17 protein-coding genes are annotated in these 16,863 nt (G+C 40.8%); 12 read left to right on the top strand and 5 right to left on the bottom strand.

What is annotated here, in order from left to right; genetic code table 11:
• Positions 1-14: 14 nt before the first annotated feature.
• The 6 genes from G4D73_RS03285 to G4D73_RS03260 all read left to right on the top strand — a co-directional run bounded on the left by G4D73_RS03285 (position 15) and on the right by G4D73_RS03260 (position 7,247).
• Entirely contained in the window at positions 15-4,538 is a 4,524-nt protein-coding gene (locus G4D73_RS03285) for a translocation/assembly module TamB domain-containing protein (protein WP_213687376.1), read from the top strand.
• A gap of 329 nt (positions 4,539-4,867) precedes the next feature.
• Positions 4,868-5,071, top strand: coding sequence for a hypothetical protein (locus G4D73_RS03280; protein ID WP_005103450.1), 204 nt, complete (start codon positions 4,868-4,870; stop codon positions 5,069-5,071).
• 308 nt (positions 5,072-5,379) lie between these two features.
• A complete protein-coding gene (locus tag G4D73_RS03275) occupies positions 5,380-5,649 on the top strand; it encodes a hypothetical protein (protein ID WP_005263238.1) in 270 nt (89 codons plus the stop codon).
• Positions 5,650-5,806: 157 nt separating this feature from the next.
• Positions 5,807-5,947, top strand: coding sequence for a hypothetical protein (locus tag G4D73_RS03270; RefSeq protein ID WP_004645377.1), 141 nt, complete (start codon positions 5,807-5,809; stop codon positions 5,945-5,947).
• A 159-nt stretch (positions 5,948-6,106) separates the two neighbouring features.
• Positions 6,107-6,394, top strand: a complete 288-nt coding sequence (locus tag G4D73_RS03265) for a hypothetical protein (protein WP_213687375.1) — start codon at positions 6,107-6,109, stop codon at positions 6,392-6,394.
• Positions 6,395-7,046: 652 nt separating this feature from the next.
• Positions 7,047-7,247 (top strand): hypothetical protein, encoded by a 201-nt coding sequence (locus G4D73_RS03260; protein WP_213687374.1) that lies wholly within the window; start codon positions 7,047-7,049, stop codon positions 7,245-7,247.
• Positions 7,248-7,475: 228 nt separating this feature from the next.
• Here G4D73_RS03260 and xseB read toward each other — a convergent pair whose 3' ends face one another.
• Positions 7,476-7,670, bottom strand: a complete 195-nt coding sequence (xseB, locus tag G4D73_RS03255; RefSeq protein ID WP_005103445.1) for an exodeoxyribonuclease VII small subunit — start codon at positions 7,668-7,670, stop codon at positions 7,476-7,478.
• Positions 7,660-8,931, bottom strand: a complete 1,272-nt coding sequence (xseA, locus tag G4D73_RS03250) for an exodeoxyribonuclease VII large subunit (protein ID WP_213687373.1) — start codon at positions 8,929-8,931, stop codon at positions 7,660-7,662. The genes xseB and xseA overlap by 11 nt, the downstream gene beginning before the upstream one ends.
• Positions 8,932-9,281: 350 nt before the next feature.
• Here xseA and G4D73_RS03245 point away from each other — a divergent pair, with 350 nt between their 5' ends.
• From G4D73_RS03245 to G4D73_RS03230, 4 genes are all read left to right on the top strand, one after another.
• Complete coding sequence (locus tag G4D73_RS03245) at positions 9,282-9,716, top strand: I78 family peptidase inhibitor (RefSeq protein ID WP_213687372.1); 435 nt, start codon at positions 9,282-9,284, stop codon at positions 9,714-9,716.
• 112 nt (positions 9,717-9,828) lie between these two features.
• Positions 9,829-10,188 carry a hypothetical protein gene (locus G4D73_RS03240; protein WP_004645374.1) on the top strand — a complete coding sequence of 120 codons (360 nt, stop codon included), beginning with the start codon at positions 9,829-9,831 and terminating at the stop codon, positions 10,186-10,188.
• A gap of 209 nt (positions 10,189-10,397) precedes the next feature.
• The gene (locus tag G4D73_RS03235) at positions 10,398-10,667 is read left to right on the top strand and encodes a hypothetical protein (RefSeq protein ID WP_213687371.1); all 270 of its coding nucleotides are present in this window, start codon (positions 10,398-10,400) and stop codon (positions 10,665-10,667) included.
• Positions 10,668-10,964: 297 nt separating this feature from the next.
• On the top strand, positions 10,965-13,604 hold the full coding sequence (locus tag G4D73_RS03230; protein WP_005252103.1) for a bifunctional aconitate hydratase 2/2-methylisocitrate dehydratase: 2,640 nt from the start codon (positions 10,965-10,967) through the stop codon (positions 13,602-13,604).
• A gap of 109 nt (positions 13,605-13,713) precedes the next feature.
• Here the strand turns inward: G4D73_RS03230 and G4D73_RS03225 are convergent, their stop codons facing one another.
• Entirely contained in the window at positions 13,714-14,460 is a 747-nt protein-coding gene (locus G4D73_RS03225) for a hypothetical protein (RefSeq protein WP_213687370.1), read from the bottom strand.
• A gap of 178 nt (positions 14,461-14,638) precedes the next feature.
• Between G4D73_RS03225 and G4D73_RS03220 the strand changes: the two genes are divergently transcribed.
• Positions 14,639-14,860: a hypothetical protein gene (locus G4D73_RS03220; protein WP_213687369.1), complete on the top strand. Its 222-nt coding sequence runs from the start codon at positions 14,639-14,641 to the stop codon at positions 14,858-14,860.
• Between the two features lie 199 nt (positions 14,861-15,059).
• Here the strand turns inward: G4D73_RS03220 and G4D73_RS03215 are convergent, their stop codons facing one another.
• On the bottom strand, positions 15,060-15,923 hold the full coding sequence (locus G4D73_RS03215) for an alpha/beta fold hydrolase (RefSeq protein WP_213687368.1): 864 nt from the start codon (positions 15,921-15,923) through the stop codon (positions 15,060-15,062).
• A 117-nt stretch (positions 15,924-16,040) separates the two neighbouring features.
• Here G4D73_RS03215 and G4D73_RS03210 point away from each other — a divergent pair, with 117 nt between their 5' ends.
• Complete coding sequence (locus tag G4D73_RS03210) at positions 16,041-16,499, top strand: hypothetical protein (RefSeq protein ID WP_213687367.1); 459 nt, start codon at positions 16,041-16,043, stop codon at positions 16,497-16,499.
• Between the two features lie 113 nt (positions 16,500-16,612).
• On the opposite strand, the gene G4D73_RS03205 is transcribed toward G4D73_RS03210, so the two are convergent.
• Complete coding sequence (locus G4D73_RS03205) at positions 16,613-16,831, bottom strand: hypothetical protein (protein ID WP_004645284.1); 219 nt, start codon at positions 16,829-16,831, stop codon at positions 16,613-16,615.
• Positions 16,832-16,863 lie beyond the last annotated feature (32 nt).

Here is a 16,863-nt window from a genome sequence, read left to right as displayed (position 1 = left end):
TATTTGGGTAGATCATGGTCGAGAACCAACCACAGCCAGAACAAGAACCACAAGATAGCGTTGTGCCGAAAAAGCGCCGTATATTCAGAAGCATCCTATTGTCGGTGCTTTTTTCGCTGATTTTTCTGCTGTCTGTGTTGGCTCTACTGTTTTCGACCAATCAGGGCAGTAAATTTCTGCTGGATCAGGTGCTGGAACGTCAGCAAATTATTCAATATGAATATGAAGGCGGCAATTTATGGCGCGGAATTATTCTTAAAAATGTGCTGGTCAGCCTGAAACCAGTCGATGTCAAAATTGATCGTGCTGATGTCAAGCTGGGTTGGCGCGCGATTGTCAAAAAAGAAATTCATCTGACTGAAGCCGATGTCCTCAATCTGCAAATTATTAACAAGCAACCTTCAACGGGCGAACCGTTCAAGTTTAATGCTATCCGTTTGCCTTTTATCTTGCGCGTTGATCATCTATTACTCGATCATCTGGTGATTAAAACCCAGACCAATGCAGTCGATTTTTATAATATCGAATTAAATGAGGCACTCTGGTCCGGCACCGAATTAAATTTTGAAGATTCCCGGATGGATATGGGCTATCTGTCGGTACGTGAAGCCAGGGGTAAAATGCAGTTTGAAGGCAAATATCCGCTAGATGCCACGGGCATCGTCAATCTGCCTTCCTTAAGAGATAGCTTGAATATTCATGATATTCAGGTGAGGGCACGTGGAACACTGGACACGATTCAGGCTGGCGTAGCGACCAATACGCCTGATTTATTAACCGGTTGGGTTATTGTACATCCTATGCGTCCTCAGGTACCGATGCGCGGCGAGTTGAAGTTCAAGGATTATCACTGGCCTATTCTAGCCGAACAGAAACTGTTTACCAAAGACGGCATTGCCGAGTTCAATGGTGATATCCAACGTCTAGATCTGAATGTCCAGACTGACCTGATTGGGGAAAATATTCCGCAAGGTCAGTATAGTGCGGTGATGTATACCGATCTGGTCAATCAGCTGAATATTACCGATCTGAATGGTCAGTTGATGAAAGGCGCAGTCAGCCTTGCCGGGACAGTGGGCTGGAAAGACCGGGTCAGCTGGGATTTGGCTGGGCGTTTGAATGGGATTGATCCTAAACATGAGCGCATTCCGCAAGTCGTACAAGATTTCTTGCCGCCAAGTCTGGATGCGAATATTGCTTCTGCGGGTAATCTGGAAAATGGCCTGCACCTTACCGGACTGGTTGATTTTGACCGCTATGAAAGCTGGAATCTGAAGCTGGATCAAAATCCGGTCAAGGGCAATAAAATACAACCGATGCTACTGGATGTTGCCTGGAAAAATATTGATCGCGCCGTACCTTATGTGGGCTGGCTCAGTAGTCAGTCTGGCGATGTCAAATTGGCATTGGTCGAAGGTCAGCAGAATATTCATGTGGCGACCAAAGTTGAGCAGCATGAAGAGGGTCTTTTACCTGCAGGCATGTATCAGGCCAAACTCAATCTGAACAAGAATATCCTGAATGTCCCGAGCTTTAATTACAGCGCCAATGCACAGGCAGGCAGCTTAAGCGGTAATGCACGGATTGAACTGCCACAGGAAAAACGTCAGTTAAAATGGACCGCGATATTAAATGCTAAAAATTTAAATACCCAAAGTATTGCCGCAGCTTCACCGATAGATCGTTTGAATGGCCAGGTTAAAGCCAATGGTTATGCGCAACCGAATCAGCAGATTATTAAACTGAACAGTGTCGACCTGACCGGGCGACTGGCAGAGCAGAATGAAACTGTACGTTTGACCGGTAACAGTACCATTGCCTTGTTATTCCATAATGAAAAAGCGGGCGGCGGTTTTAGAGGGTATGCGATCAATTATGATGGTGCTTTAAACGCCAGCCAGCTTAAAGCCAGTCAGGGTCTGCTAAAACTGCGCGTTTCAGGTACCCCGGACATGTTGAAGATCAATGAATTCCGTCATGATGGTGTGGCTGGCAAGATTAATGCCAGCGGTCTGGTCAATCTGGCGAATGGGATTGACTGGGATATCAATGCGTCCTTAATCCGCTTTAAGCCGCAATATTTTAATGCCAAAATCAAAGGCGAATTGTCAGGCAATGTGCAAACCCAAGGGGTGTGGTCAGATGCCTTAAAACGCATTCAGATTCAACGCTTAAATCTGGCCGGTATGCTGAATAACAAACCGGTACGTGGCACGGGTAATTTATCGGTCATCATTAATTCGAACCAGCGCGGTTTTGTACCACAGCAGTTTGAAGCCAATAACTTGTTCCTGTCTTATGCCAGCAACCAGATTCAGGCGACCGGTAATGCACAAAACCTCCAACTAAAAGTGAATGCGCCGGCCCTGTTTGAATTGTATCCGGGCTTAAGAGGTCGTGCGCAGGGCTATATCAATATGCAGGCGCAGCCACGATTGCAGGCTTCAGCTAATCTATCTATCGATAATTTTGCTTTTAAAAACCTGTTTAGCGTGCAGAAAGTTCGTGTTCGCGGACAGTTGCCAACATCGCAAAGCACACCAACCTTATTGACCGCGACAATGGATCGCCTGCGTAGCGGTTCACGCGAGATTGTACGCGGTGAGATATCACTGGCCGGTACCCGTGCTGCGCACATTCTCAAAGTGCAGGCAGAAAACCGCCTGTCAAAATTCTTTGTGCAGCTCGCCGGTGGCTTTAATGCCCAAAATAACTGGCTGGGTCAGATTCAAAAAGGTGATTTCGACTCTTTACGTGCTCGTCTGGTGCAGCGTCAAAATGCAGCAGTGATTTATAACAGTGCTCAATCGGATCTGTTTGTTGGTGCTCATTGCTGGATGAGTCAGCAAAGCCAGTTGTGTTTTGATCAGCCGATTCGGGTTAATAAAACCCGTGGCAGTGCCTCTTTTGTTACCCAAAACCTTGATCTGGAAGATTTCAGTGCATTCCTGCCTGATGGATTGGCGTTGACGGGTAAAGTCAATGGTTATGCCAAGGCTGCTTGGGCACAAGGCGCCAAACCTAAAATCGACGCGCGTCTGGTGACGCGTAATGGTGTGGTGGGCTTATCTTCCGAAGATCCAGATTATTTGGGTTCTACACTGAAATATGATGAAGTCGGTCTGGTGGCAAAAAGCGTGGCAGATGGCTTGCAGCTTCGGCTGGACGTTAAAACCCCGGATATCGGAACCGGCTATGCCAATGTCATCATTGATCCATACCGTGACAGTAAACCGATGCGTGGCGAAATTGCCTTTAACCAGGTACGGCTCAAAGTCTTTAAGCCATTTATTCAGGACATCCGTAATCTGGACGGGATTTTATCTTATGCCGGAAAAATTAGCGGAACTTTAACGGATCCTTTGCTTGAAGGTGAGGTTCGTGTCAAAGATGCTTCAATCAGCATGATCTCCCTACCGGTGAATTTGACCAATGTACAGCTCTATTCATCCATACGTCAGAATTCGGCCAGCATCAATGGCGCATTTAACAGTGGCCGTGGTGTGGGCAAATTAACCGGTTCTGTGGAATGGAAAGGTGATCCGCGGGTGCAGTTAAAACTGCAAGGGGACAATCTGCTGATTCGTCAGGCCCCATTAGTTACCGCTGTAGTGACACCTGATTTGACTTTGGACATGTATCCATTTAATAAAAAACTGAGTCTAAGTGGCACAGTTGATGTACCGCGTGCGTTGATTTCAATGCCAGAAGCCTCAGAACCTGTAGTCGGTTTATCTTCAGATGTACGGGTCGTGCGTGAAGGTGATGATCAGTTGGCGATCTTGAAGTCAGCACGTCCTTGGGATATCCGGGCAGATGTAGCTGTTTCTTTAGGGAATCAGGTCATCTTCCAGGGCTTTGACAGTCGTATTCCGCTATTGGGTCGAGTCAATCTGTCACAGCGTGGTCTGGAAACTGCAATGCGTGCCAATGGTGCAATCGGGGTGTCACAACGAGTGAAAATCGAAGCCTATGGCCAAAGTCTGGACCTGAATCGTGCTATCGCGCGTTTTAATGGTGAACTTACCAATCCGACGCTGGACATTGATGCCAATAAATCGGTTCAGGGTAGTACGGTCGGGGTACGGGTAACAGGGACGGCATCGAGTCCAAGTATTCAGATTTATAATGATGCGGGCTTGTCAGAACAGGAAGCCTTGAATGCCTTGATTACCGGTCGTGTTAATGAGGGTGTATCTGGTTTAAGCCAGGCTGAAGGATTTAGATCCGATGTGAATAATACGATCGCTGCTGCGGGGATTAGTTTGGGCTTGGGTAGCACCCGCGCACTGACCAACCAGATCGGGCGCAGTTTTGGCTTAACTGGTCTAGCTCTGGATGCTCAAGGTACAGGAGATGATACCCAGGTTTCTGTGACTGGTTATATTACGCCTGATTTATATCTCCGTTATGGAGTCGGGGTATTTACACCGGTGAATAAGCTCACTTTACGCTATCAGGTAAATCAGCGCTTGTATCTGGAAGCGAGTCAGTCTTTAGAACGTGCGATTGACTTGTTCTATAATTGGCGCTTCTAATTTAATCAATAAAAAAGCCCTAAAATTTTAGGGCTCTTTTATTGGGAGACAGGACAAAGATTTTATTAGCTATAAAGTAGATTGATGTCATAGTCAGCAGAAGCATTGATCTCTAAATTCAATCTCTATACATATATGACAATAGAGTTACGAGTAGAGAAAGAATTTAGGATGAGACTTCAGGGTGAAGAAAACTGATCATCGTATAATTCAGCTATCACATATAGAAAATCAATTAAAATATGCAATAACAGACTGAAAATCAATAAACCCATAATAAAAATAGGTGTATATTGAAAATACGATTTCACGCATAAGAGCATCTTCGCATGTCGACTAAATTTATCATCCGTTTTGCTGCGATTCTATTTTCTGTACTTATTTTGACTGCATTAGCCATTCAATTTTTCTTTAAATCGGATGTAACCGTAGTTTTATGGATTTTCGCTGTACCTTTCATTTTGGGCATTCCAATTTTGGCTTCTGTTGTATTGACCACCAATGATGAACTTGATATTCATAGCGTTAATTAGGCTTGAACCTTAAACTGGCGCATTTAAAGTACATCTGATCTTTACTGATAGAGCAGCCGACATTTGCACTTTGTTCAATAAAATAGACCTTATTTTAAAGCAATGCAGGTCAGTTAAGCATGCATCAGAAAATGTAGTAAAAATGAGTGTATGTTTACGCTCATTTTTTATCAGCTTACTCCAGAATTTAGATTTAACTCTCAAATCATTATAATTTACATAAACTCTAAGAAATAAGGGAATATTCTTATCATTATTCATTCAAAATAGGTCTTCATCATAAAACTCATTATTTTAGAGAAAACAGAATGCCTAAAAATAATTATCTACCAGCTCTAGAACAAGTTTATGACTTTTTAAAGGAACGACCAGGTTTTAAGGATAAAAGTGAATTTGATAAAGCGGTAGAATATTTTAGAACTCTACATGAAAGTGATCCTCTGGATTTCAGAGTTCAAGCACCGAATACTGTCGCTGGAAAATTTGGGGCTAAAGAGACTATAAATTTAGGGTCTATGCCAGAATTCAGTAATAAGGAAAATTTCCTTAACTGGATAGATACGCAAATTAACCACTAGTTGAAGGACTTTAAGCAAACTCAGCATGCGGCAGGTTTTCATTTATTATTCATACATTCATTAACATGTAGTACAGAAAACAATCGAAACTGAGTTGGAAAACTACAAATTTGAATGATAACTTTATATTCAAATCTTCCCAGTAAAGAGGTGAGCAATGAAGTTGTTGACTTTGGTTGGTATGGGAGTAGCAGCGAGTTATTGTTATAAAACTATGAAAAATGGCAAGCTTGCTCTTTCAAAACCTGACTTTGATGAAAGTGTAAAACGATTTGTACTGCAAGAATTTGCAGCTTAGTTCTTCACGATATATTTTCCAAAAAGGCTCATCGGATGATGGGCTTTTTTATTTTCTAAAAAATTATAATTTTAATATTCAGATTAAAAGCAGTTTAATTATAGCCACCATGTTATAAACCTACCTCGTGATCTATTTTAAATAATTAAATGAGAGCTAATGGATGATGAAGATGGAAATGAATGGTGCGAGCTTATATATTCTGAAGCCTTGAGAATATATAAACCAACAAAATACAACACAGTCAACAAACTCAGATTCTTTGCCCTGATTTTAGAATTATTCGCAGAAATGCAGCATGAGGATGCAATGATTCAAGTAAAGACTGTGAATGTGAAACTTAAATTGAGATCTAAAAATCACATTTTTTGGGTGTTTGAAATGCCTGATTTTCAGGATAAGACGTTATTTTTAACTTATATGTCTAGTAAATTAAGTCAGCTATAAAGTGTCGTTGAAAGCTAAAATCGCCAATTACTTCAACAAGTATAGTTATTTTTATAAAACTATAATTTTTTTATATGTTAATGGTGTATTTATATATTTTTATCAATAGCTTGCTTATTCTCTAGTCGTTGCTCACTTTGACAACATACCTGAATCAGCGCAAAAGTGATAAAGGGAAAGGCCCATCGAAAGGTGGGCTTTTTTAATATGTACAGCTTATTGAACGAAAAGTAACTTAAAGCAAATGTAAGAGAACAGTTTATTAATACTCCCTATACTTTATTGATAAATTCACAGTGCTATAGTCATTTTGCGAAAACAAGAAGACGCAAATAATACGAAGAAAATGACTACAGTACTAGCCCGCTTATTTGAAAGAGTAAGCGGGCTTTTTAATTGAAAAATTAATGTAATATTATGCTAATGTATAAATTATAAGTTTATATATAATGCATGAATAGATTCTATCACTGTAGTTTCTTTCCAATTTCAGCCTCCTTCCCTAAGGAGGCATTTTTTTGTCGATAGAAAAGTAATGTTCCAATGACTATTGTGTTTATTCAGTTACACAAATGATCATCGTTGACTCTTGAATGAATCTTTCAAATATTTGAGCATGATATTTTATTGGTTAAATAAGTGATGGATCGCCATGATAAATGAAGAAAAGCCTTTGAACTTTGACGACGATAGTGAGCCTCAAGATTTCGAAGATGAAGAATTTATCGATGATAAGAAAGAGGATGAAATGTACAATGCTATTACCAAAGATGGTTCTAGTGTTGATCCTGCGGATGATGGGACGCGTCATATTCGCTCTGAAGACGGTGATCCTATAGAAATTGAAGAGTAATAAAAAGCCCAATTCAATATTGGGCTTTTTATCGTCTGGTGGATGAGAATGAAAATACAATATTTCCCATTTAGAATTGAGCGGATTGATCAAAATCCCCATCTAGAAAATTTAAATAGTCATTGAAATGATTTTTTTCACTTAATAAAAAAGCCCCCATGAATGAGAGCTTTTATGTCAACTCAATCTAGCAGAATAGTCTAAGCTAATATTTGAAATGACATCCAATTAATCTTTAAAAGTATCATTTAACGCAGTTTGAACCGCTTCAACCCGTGCCTTGCAAGCTTTATAGGCGGTCATGGATTCTTCCACGATTTTCATCAAGTTATCAATATCCGGTTCTTGCTGAGATTCGAGCAATTCTGCATTCTTTTTCAAGATGTCATAGCCTTGTTGGAAGCTCAAAGTATCATGATTCATGAGGAAGTACCTGTATAAGTTGTGCTGAAAAAATGCCGTCATGTAATTCGACTTCAACCAGATCATTGGGCTGAATCTGTTGAATAGATGCAACCACCTGTTCTTGCTGGCGCACGATGGCATAACCCTTGGATAAAACATGTTTAGGATTTTGTAGCAGCGTTTCCCGCATTAGGGCATCGAGCTGCTGATTAATCAGCTGGGTATGCTGCTGGGCCAGACTGGCAGTATTGGCCTTGATCTGTTGCAGACGTTGCAACGCATCCATAATCTGATTATTGGCCAGACTTTGAATCAGTTTCAAAAATTGATCATTCTGATTTTGATAAGCCTGAATCTGTTGCTGAGATAAACGCTGAATCCGCTGTAGATAATTCAGGACATCCTGGGTTAGTTCAAAGATATGATTGCGGATTCCTGCAATGACTTTACTCGGAGTATCAAAGGAGCGATGCGCAATTTCATCCAGAATAGTGCGGTCTTTTTCATGCCCGATGCCGACCCAGACCGGCACCGAACGCTTGCAAAGCAGGGCAGCCAGATCATAATCATTCAAATAAGCCAGATCATTGACTGCGCCACCCCCTCTTATAATCACAATCAGATCCGGTGCAGTGTTATAGGTCTGTGCCCATTGTTTAAGTGCTTGTGCCAGACTGTACATAATACTTTGCGGGGCAGTATTTCCCTGAAAAGTCGCACTGTGATAGACAAACTTACACACCTGCGCACGCTGTAGTGCATCGGCATCTTTTTTAAAATCTCCTAGGCCTGCTGCATTTTCGGGAGCAATCACCAGAATCCGGTTCAGGTCAAAAGGACTGGGCAAGTTTCTATTGCGCTGAATCAGTCCTTCAGTCGTCAACCGCTCAACAATCTGCTGATAACGCCGGGCAATATCTCCTAAGGTATAGCCCGAATCAATCTCGACAATATTTAAAGAAAAGCCATATTGCGGATCAAAGTTGGCTTTGACTTTAATCAGCACTTTCAGATCACGACTCAGCTCAATCCCGCTTTCACGTTCAAACTGCGTGACAATTTTCTGGGCACTAAATTTCCAGATGGTTGCTCGGCAACTGGCAATCACCTGATCGCTATCGGCTTCTTTTTCTGCCAGCTCCAGATAATAATGGCCGGCTTTAATACTTAGATTACGAATTTCGGCTTTGACCCATACTGGTGTATCGAAAGTGAGTTTGACCACTTCCTGAACCGTAGCAAGATATTCCTTGAGGGAGAGTTGAGGATCGTCTGTCATGCCAATAGAAAGTTTAAAATTCAATCAAATATTAAATCAATCCAGCACAGATCACAAATCTAAAAGCGAAGTCATATTTGAACGATGTAATGACAATGTAATGCTATTGAGGTGCATAATTACTTGGTTCAGACTATTCATCCGGAATTTTCGTATTTTGTAGAGGTTCTTCTCTTCTGTTTTTCTTGTTCATTGAAAGAAGTTATAGCGTTGAAGTCCTTAATTCATAAAGGTGTTATTTCCATTCTTTAATGAAAAAGCACGGTTAAAAATGTACACAGACTTGTGTCTGGCAAGGACCAGGAAATATGCTAAATTGGTGAAGAATTATTGAAGAAGAATAGGCTCTCATGAAAAAAACAATGCTGTTCGGTTTACTGGCTCTCGCTCTAAGCGCATGTACCACTACGCCGCAATCTGAGACGGATGCTCCTAAAATAGGTTCAGCGAATCCTGCAAGCGCTTATTGTGTCAATCAGGGTGGCAAGCTTGAGATTCGTACTGAAAGCAATGGTCAGGTCGGATATTGCCATTTAAAGAATGGTCAGGTGGTCGAGGAGTGGGAATTACTACACATGAATCAACCTAAATGTATTGCTGATCAGGCGACAGCATTGGTCGGTCAGTCCAATTTGACTGAAGCGCAAATCAAGCAGAAAACCCAGGCACAAATTGTACGTATGGTCGAGCCGGGTCAAGCGGTGACGATGGACTATCGTGAAGAAAGAGTGACTGTAACCGTAGATCCTGCAAGCAAAAAGATTATTCAGGCTTCATGTGGTTAATCACACAAAATGAAAAAGCCCATTAGTGGGCTTTTTTAATTCCATACAACTCGCATTTTGAAATGACAAATCTTCCCCGATCTTTTATATTGCCCCTCGGAAGGAGAAATTCATGAAAAAGTTATTGGCTTTATCGTTTATGCTGGCGCTGGCCGGTTGTGCCGAGAAGAAACCCTTAACCCCTGAAGAGCAGTGGCAAGGTTATTGTCGAAGCGTCGGTAATGCGGCGCGTACCATTATGCTGGATCGTCAGAATGCGATTGAGAAAGAAAAAGCAATCGAGCATGCCAACAAGATCGACGACGAAACCACCAAAGGTTTTATCCTGAATATTATTGATGAAGTCTATGCGATTCCAGCCGAAGAGATTAAGGCAGATGTAAAAGCAGCCCGTGAAAAAGTCCGCGCTGAATTTACTGCAAAGTGTATTGCGACACCGCATGACGAATTACCAGATTACAAACCGTTCTAAGGAACGGTTTTTTTATATTTGGATAAAATTATCCAACCCATATTTCCCATTAAACGTATTTAAATATAAGCATCTTCAAAAGACTAAATAATAAAAATAGCCTAAGCAAAATGTACACTTTGTGACAATTTCTAAATCTAAAATATAGAAATACTTATCTTTATATTGAATAATGAATTTAACTCCAATTATCCAAGGAGTAGCACAATATGGAAGTCGTAAGATATTTGCATCATTCTGATCTGCTTCTGGAAGATGAAGAAGGTGTGGTCATTATTGGCGGCAGTCGCTATGTACTCAGCGTCGGTGACAAAGTCGTTTTAAAGAAGATGCTAGAACAAGATAAAAAGCTTTATCAGGTGGATATTTCCTTTGCCAGCAGTAATCACAGTACCACCTATGAAGATGAATGCGTGGTGAAATTCCAAGGCTGCCGAGACTCATATCAACAGTATTTAAACTCGACCACTGTACACTAAGGTGGAGTATCTTTTTAACGTCAAATCAGGCAACATCAGGGTTGCCTTTTTTATGCATTAAATTCAGTTAAAAGGGCCTATTCATGGGCTTGTTTCGTGTGGTGTAAGCTGGAACTGATTATGGAATAATCATTAAGAGCATCATTTAGTTATAAAATAACGAGCATCACGAAGAAACACTTGAGTTGCATTAACTTTTAACTGGAAATTTAGTAAAATTTCGGAGTCCATATTATTTATGAAGCTTGGAATAAGCAGGAATTCATAAGTAATTTTTTAAAAAAGAGGAATAACACTGTGCTAGAAGCTTACCGCCAACACGTTGAAGAACGTGCCGCACTCGGAGTCCCACCGAAGCCACTTGACGATGCCCAAACAGCTGCATTAGTTGAACTACTAAAAAACCCGCCAGCTGGTGAAGAAGCATACTTGGTAGATTTGCTTGAAAACCGTGTACCAGCAGGTGTTGACCAAGCTGCATATGTAAAAGCTGCGTTCTTAGCTGCATTGGCAAAAGGCGAAGCAACCTCTCCACTCGTTTCTAAAGAACGTGCTGTTTACTTACTAGGTACTATGCTTGGTGGTTATAACGTAGCACCTTTAGTTGAACTTTTAGACAATGCTGAGCTTGCTGAACTTGCAGCTGAAGCATTGAAAAAAACGCTTCTTGTATTTGATGCATTCCATGACGTTGCTGATAAAGCAAAAGCTGGTAACGCAAATGCTCAAGCAGTTATGCAGTCTTGGGCAGACGCTGAATGGTTCACTAGCCGTAAAGACGTTCCTGAAGAAATCAAACTGACTGTTTTTAAAGTAACTGGCGAAACCAACACTGACGACTTGTCACCTGCACAAGACGCTTGGAGCCGTCCAGACATTCCATTGCACGCAAATGCAATGTTGAAAAACGTACGTGACGGAATCAATCCAGAAGTTCCTGGTGAAGTGGGTCCACTTAACCAGATTAAAGAACTGATCGCGAAAGGCAACCAGGTTGCTTACGTGGGTGACGTTGTTGGTACAGGTTCATCTCGTAAATCTGCAACTAACTCTGTACTTTGGTTCTTCGGTGACGACATCCCGCACATCCCGAACAAAAAAGACGGTGGTTACTGCCTAGGTTCTAAAATCGCTCCGATTTTCTTCAACACCATGGAAGATGCGGGTGCATTACCGATCGAGATCGATGTTGCCAACATGAACATGGGCGACGAAATCGTTCTTAAGATCGATCACGCTGCTGCTAAAGTAACTGCGTTCAAAGACGGCGCGCAAATCGCTGAAGCTGAACTTAAAACTCCAGTACTTCTTGACGAAGTTCGTGCTGGTGGTCGTATTAACCTGATCGTAGGTCGTGGTTTGACGACTAAGGCTCGTGAAGCTTTAGGTCTTCCAGTATCTACAATGTTCCGTACTCCGGTTCAGCCTGCTGCAACTGGTAAAGGTTTCACTCAAGCTCAGAAGATGGTTGGTCGCGCTTGTGGTCTTCCTGAAGGTCAAGGCGTACTTCCAGGTACTTACTGTGAACCTAAGATGACTACTGTTGGTTCGCAAGATACAACAGGTCCAATGACGCGTGACGAATTGAAAGACTTGGCTTGCCTAGGTTTCTCTGCTGACCTTGTTATGCAATCTTTCTGTCATACAGCTGCGTATCCAAAACCAGTTGACGTTCAAATGCAACACTCGCTTCCTGATTTCATCATGAACCGTGGTGGTGTGTCTTTACGCCCAGGTGACGGTATTATTCACTCTTGGTTAAACCGTATGCTTCTTCCAGATACTGTTGGTACTGGTGGTGACTCGCATACTCGTTTCCCAATCGGTATTTCATTCCCGGCGGGTTCTGGTCTTGTAGCGTTCGCTGCAGCAACTGGTGTTATGCCATTAGACATGCCTGAATCTGTACTTGTGAAGTTCAAAGGTAAAATGCAGCCTGGTATCACTCTACGTGACCTTGTACATGCAATTCCTTACTACGCAATTAAGGAAGGTGACTTAACTGTAGAGAAGAAAGGTAAGAAAAACATATTCTCTGGTCGTATCCTTGAGATCGACTTAACAGAAATGGAAACTGACCTGACTGTTGAGCAAGCATTCGAACTTTCTGATGCTTCTGCTGAACGTTCAGCTGCTGGTTGTTCTATCACACTTTCTGAAGAGAAAGTTGCTGAATACCTTCGTTCAAACATCACCATGTTGAAGTGGATGATTTCTGAAGGTTATGGCGATGCGCGTACGATGGCTCGTCGTGTTGAGAACATGGAAAAATGGTTGGCTAACCCAAGCCTGATCAAAGCTGATGCTGATGCTGAATACACCAAAGTGTATGAAATCGATCTTGCAGACATCAAAGAACCTATTCTTTGCTGCCCGAACGATCCAGATGATGCGAAACTTCTTTCTGATGTTCAAGGCGCGAAAATTGATGAAGTATTCGTTGGTTCTTGTATGACTAACATCGGTCACTTCCGTGCGACTGGTAAATTGTTAGAGAAAGTTCCGGGTGGTGCATTGTCAACTCGTTTGTGGATTGCTCCACCTACGCGTATGGACGAACATCAGTTGATGGAAGAAGGTTTCTATAACATTTATGGTAAAGCTGGCGCGCGTACTGAAATGCCAGGTTGTTCATTATGTATGGGTAACCAAGCACGTGTAGCTCCGAACACAACTTGTGTATCAACTTCTACTCGTAACTTCCCGAACCGTCTAGGTCAAGGTGCTAACGTTTACTTGGCTTCTGCTGAACTTGCTTCTGTTGCTGCTGTATTGGGTAAATTACCTTCTCCAGAAGAATATCAACAGTACGCAGCTCAAATTGACAGCATGTCAGCTGACATTTATCAATACTTAAGCTTCGACAAGATGAGCGAATATACTGACGCTGCTAAAGACGTTGATACTAAGAAAATTGCTGCTGCTCAGTTGACTTAATTCATTGTTAATTAAGAAATAAGCGGTATAAGATAAGGGCTGATTAATCAGCCCTTATCTAGTTAATATTATTGTAAAATTTAACCAATCTCAAAACTGATAACTGAAATTATTTAATAAAATTAAATTCTTCTAATTCACCTATGAATAAAACCTTTCGGTTAGCAATCCATTCAGTGCCACTTCGTTCATTGATATCTATAAGATAATAATAATTGATAAAAAACCAACCTATATGTTCGCTGAAACTGAAACCAAATTGATTTGGGTTATTTGTTAAATTGTAGTAATGCATTTCAGTCTTTCCTACAAAATGGAAACAGTGATTCCCGAATTTATTTATAACTTCATTATTTATACTCATTGTGATTTTTAAACCAGTTGTAAAGTGATTCAAATCATTTTTGATTATTTCAACTACATCTATAGGAACTTCAAAATTTGGATTTGCATAAATTCTGCAACCAAAAGACTTTATAAAATATTTAAATAAATTGGTTTGTTGAGAGGGGAAATCAGCTCCATATATTTCTTCAAAATCAATAAAGCGTCTTTCTAAAATTAAATCACAATTATTTATGACATATTGAATGAATTTATCATATGCAAAGTCATAAGGTTGCGTTAGTGTATTGTTGCATTGCTTGCATAAATCTTTCGGATTTTTAATTACATCAGAGTTTGCACCCTGAAGTTTGGTTTGCTTTCCATTTTTAAAATGAATTGGTTGTTTTTCCCCTAAATTATGATAAGAACCTTTACCATAAGCACGAACAATATCTGTTTTTTTTAAAGCATGTTCAGCAGTATCTGCAATATTAATGTTACATATCCAACATAAACGCGATATTTTCATATTTTAATCGTTGACTGTCTTTTTCATATTTTCTATTTTAACTTTTTCGTATTGCATATTCCAAATAACCTTATCTCTTACTTCTTTTTAATGAGCTACCATATTGATACTTTACACTTTATTAAATACATCGTTTAATCCTCAAATTGAAAATTGATTTAAAAGTTGATTTAGTAAAATGCCCAAACAATCCCGCTTCCTCTGTATTGGTGGCTTCCTCAACGGAACGCAAGTCAAAGACCAAGGTTACAGCTTTATCTGCGTCGAAAAAGGCAAAAATGTCACCTATACTAAAAAGGAAATATTCCATCCTGATTCATGGGATCATGACTACTACGTTTGTGAAACGACCACAGACAAACAGGCACGAAACTGGGTCTATGATATTGAGTCAAAATAATATTTAATTCGATAAAGAAAGACATGGGTTGGCGTTATCGTCAGCCTATTTTTACATACGTTTTAAAATATTCAGGCATTAAAAAGCCCCATGGTTAGGGGCTAGTCGTATATAGGTCAAGCCCATATGCTGTAAGAGGCTCATCTCAAACTGAGAGTATTAGAACACAGCAGCCTGCAAATAACCATCTAAATCTGATTTAAACAGTCAATTGCTGTTCAATCACCGGCCATAAATTCTGATGCGATTTCTTGAACATCAGCATATGACCAATGGCTTTATAGGCATAACTTTTAGGTCTAAGTTCAATTATCTGGGTTTTTGCGTTTGGATATAAACGTAGTAAATCTTTCACGTTGGCTTCCGTGGCAATTTCATCATCCGATGACCAGATCGAGGTAATCGGGCAGGTGATTTGAGTATGAAAATCCGCTTTAGGTGATATAAGTTTACCGACCGCATTCATCACATAGCCGGGTTTACTGCAAAACAGTGCCCATTCTCGTGCCACATCTTTAGGCAGATTTTCACCCATACCAATCGCTTGAGTCGGGCCATAACCTTTTGTGATTCGAGCCAGTGGGAAAATGACATTAAACATGACCGGCGCAAGCAGCCTAGTTTTACCTTTAAGTCCTTTGATATGTCCGGTTGAGCAAGACACGGCCACGACTTTTGCGACTTTATGATGATTTGGCACGATGCCTAAAAGCTGACCTCCGGCGCTATGTCCAAGTAAAGTCACCTTTTCTGTATTGGTACGTGCTAATAATGCATCGATCGCGGCCGGAATATCCAGTTGACCCCATTGCACAATACTGGCTTTTGAGTTTCTCAACGGGCCGTGTAGTGAATCACCAATCCCCCGAAAGTCAAACACCATAACGGCATAGCCTTGAGCTTGTAACCAGACACAGAATTGATGATAAAACTGTTTGGTAATGCCAGTTGCCGGACAAACCAATACCGGAAGTTTTTCAGTTTCAGAAATAGCTGCATAAAAACGTGCACTTAAGCGATAGCCGTCCTGACACTGCAGAGTCAATGTTTCAAATTCAGACATACGATACACTATGATTTTTATAATCCCATGAAGCTTTTACTGTATAGATTTTTAGCAGGGTAGCTTGGGGAAAACATGACTTAAAAGTCAGTAAAATAATAGACATGGAATAAACTTATGCAGCTAATAGAACTTGAGCTGGCCGTTAAAACTGCCATTATTTTTAGTGGGATATTCTTGTGGATCGGGATGTTTACCGGCGTCTGGAAATACTGGCAGATCCGTCAATCGCCTCAGTCACGTGCACATTATTATGTCGATATTGCTCATCGCAGCAGCCTGCTTTATGCACCTGCAACTTTAATTCTGGCAGTGCTGGCCTATTGTTCAGTGTTGCCGAGTATGGTGAATCTGATTTGCGTACTAGTCAATATTCTGTTTTTTAGCTTCTCGATTGCCGCTTATATGCTACATGGTTTTCTGCAAGACACGACGAATCAGTTTAAACAACCGCATCAGCTGGGTAAGTTTCATTTGCCAGGAAGTTTGATGACTTTAGCCATGCTGGGTTTAATTATCGCAGAATTGGGCGGGACGGGGATCTTGCTCTATGGAGCATTTATCGGATTATTTTAATGTTCTTTTTATAGTTATTCTGAAAGGATGCTGGAATTCTTGAAAGTTAAAACACTTTTTTCACCAGATGGATGACTGGCCAAATCATCCATCTGGGCTAATTAAAAATTTGTTTATCGGTATTTCTGGTCTATGGCAGCCCATAGGAAAAACGCAGCTGAGACAATCAGTGCATAGCCGAAGTATTCAAGTTTTAAATTACCTTGAATTAAGCAATGGACGGTTAAAGTCAGCATGAGTGCAAAAGTGGTGCATATAAATGTCACCAGATTGGTGTTGTTGGCTTTAAGAGCGTCAATGAAGACTTGCTTGTTGAAATGTAATGATAACATCTCCATCCCTCCCATTTATTTATGTTATTGAA

This window comes from Acinetobacter sp. WY4 (assembly GCF_018438165.1).
Taxonomy (GTDB): domain Bacteria; phylum Pseudomonadota; class Gammaproteobacteria; order Pseudomonadales; family Moraxellaceae; genus Acinetobacter.
Note: the sequence above shows the minus strand (reverse complement) of the source record. Positions and strands in the feature narration are given on the sequence as shown.

Excerpts from the sequence above, each read along its gene's own strand:
- G4D73_RS03285 (WP_213687376.1), top strand. The coding sequence starts at position 15 with ATGGTCGAGAACCAACCACAGCCAGAACAAGAACCACAAGATAGCGTT.
- G4D73_RS03280 (WP_005103450.1), top strand. The coding sequence starts at position 4,868 with ATGTCGACTAAATTTATCATCCGTTTTGCTGCGATTCTATTTTCTGTA.
- G4D73_RS03275 (WP_005263238.1), top strand. The coding sequence starts at position 5,380 with ATGCCTAAAAATAATTATCTACCAGCTCTAGAACAAGTTTATGACTTT.
- G4D73_RS03270 (WP_004645377.1), top strand. The coding sequence starts at position 5,807 with ATGAAGTTGTTGACTTTGGTTGGTATGGGAGTAGCAGCGAGTTATTGT.
- G4D73_RS03265 (WP_213687375.1), top strand. The coding sequence starts at position 6,107 with ATGGATGATGAAGATGGAAATGAATGGTGCGAGCTTATATATTCTGAA.
- G4D73_RS03260 (WP_213687374.1), top strand. The coding sequence starts at position 7,047 with ATGATAAATGAAGAAAAGCCTTTGAACTTTGACGACGATAGTGAGCCT.
- xseB (WP_005103445.1), bottom strand. The coding sequence starts at position 7,670 with ATGAATCATGATACTTTGAGCTTCCAACAAGGCTATGACATCTTGAAA.
- xseA (WP_213687373.1), bottom strand. The coding sequence starts at position 8,931 with ATGACAGACGATCCTCAACTCTCCCTCAAGGAATATCTTGCTACGGTT.
- G4D73_RS03245 (WP_213687372.1), top strand. The coding sequence starts at position 9,282 with ATGAAAAAAACAATGCTGTTCGGTTTACTGGCTCTCGCTCTAAGCGCA.
- G4D73_RS03240 (WP_004645374.1), top strand. The coding sequence starts at position 9,829 with ATGAAAAAGTTATTGGCTTTATCGTTTATGCTGGCGCTGGCCGGTTGT.
- G4D73_RS03235 (WP_213687371.1), top strand. The coding sequence starts at position 10,398 with ATGGAAGTCGTAAGATATTTGCATCATTCTGATCTGCTTCTGGAAGAT.
- G4D73_RS03225 (WP_213687370.1), bottom strand. The coding sequence starts at position 14,460 with ATGAAAATATCGCGTTTATGTTGGATATGTAACATTAATATTGCAGAT.
- G4D73_RS03220 (WP_213687369.1), top strand. The coding sequence starts at position 14,639 with ATGCCCAAACAATCCCGCTTCCTCTGTATTGGTGGCTTCCTCAACGGA.
- G4D73_RS03215 (WP_213687368.1), bottom strand. The coding sequence starts at position 15,923 with ATGTCTGAATTTGAAACATTGACTCTGCAGTGTCAGGACGGCTATCGC.
- G4D73_RS03210 (WP_213687367.1), top strand. The coding sequence starts at position 16,041 with ATGCAGCTAATAGAACTTGAGCTGGCCGTTAAAACTGCCATTATTTTT.
- G4D73_RS03205 (WP_004645284.1), bottom strand. The coding sequence starts at position 16,831 with ATGTTATCATTACATTTCAACAAGCAAGTCTTCATTGACGCTCTTAAA.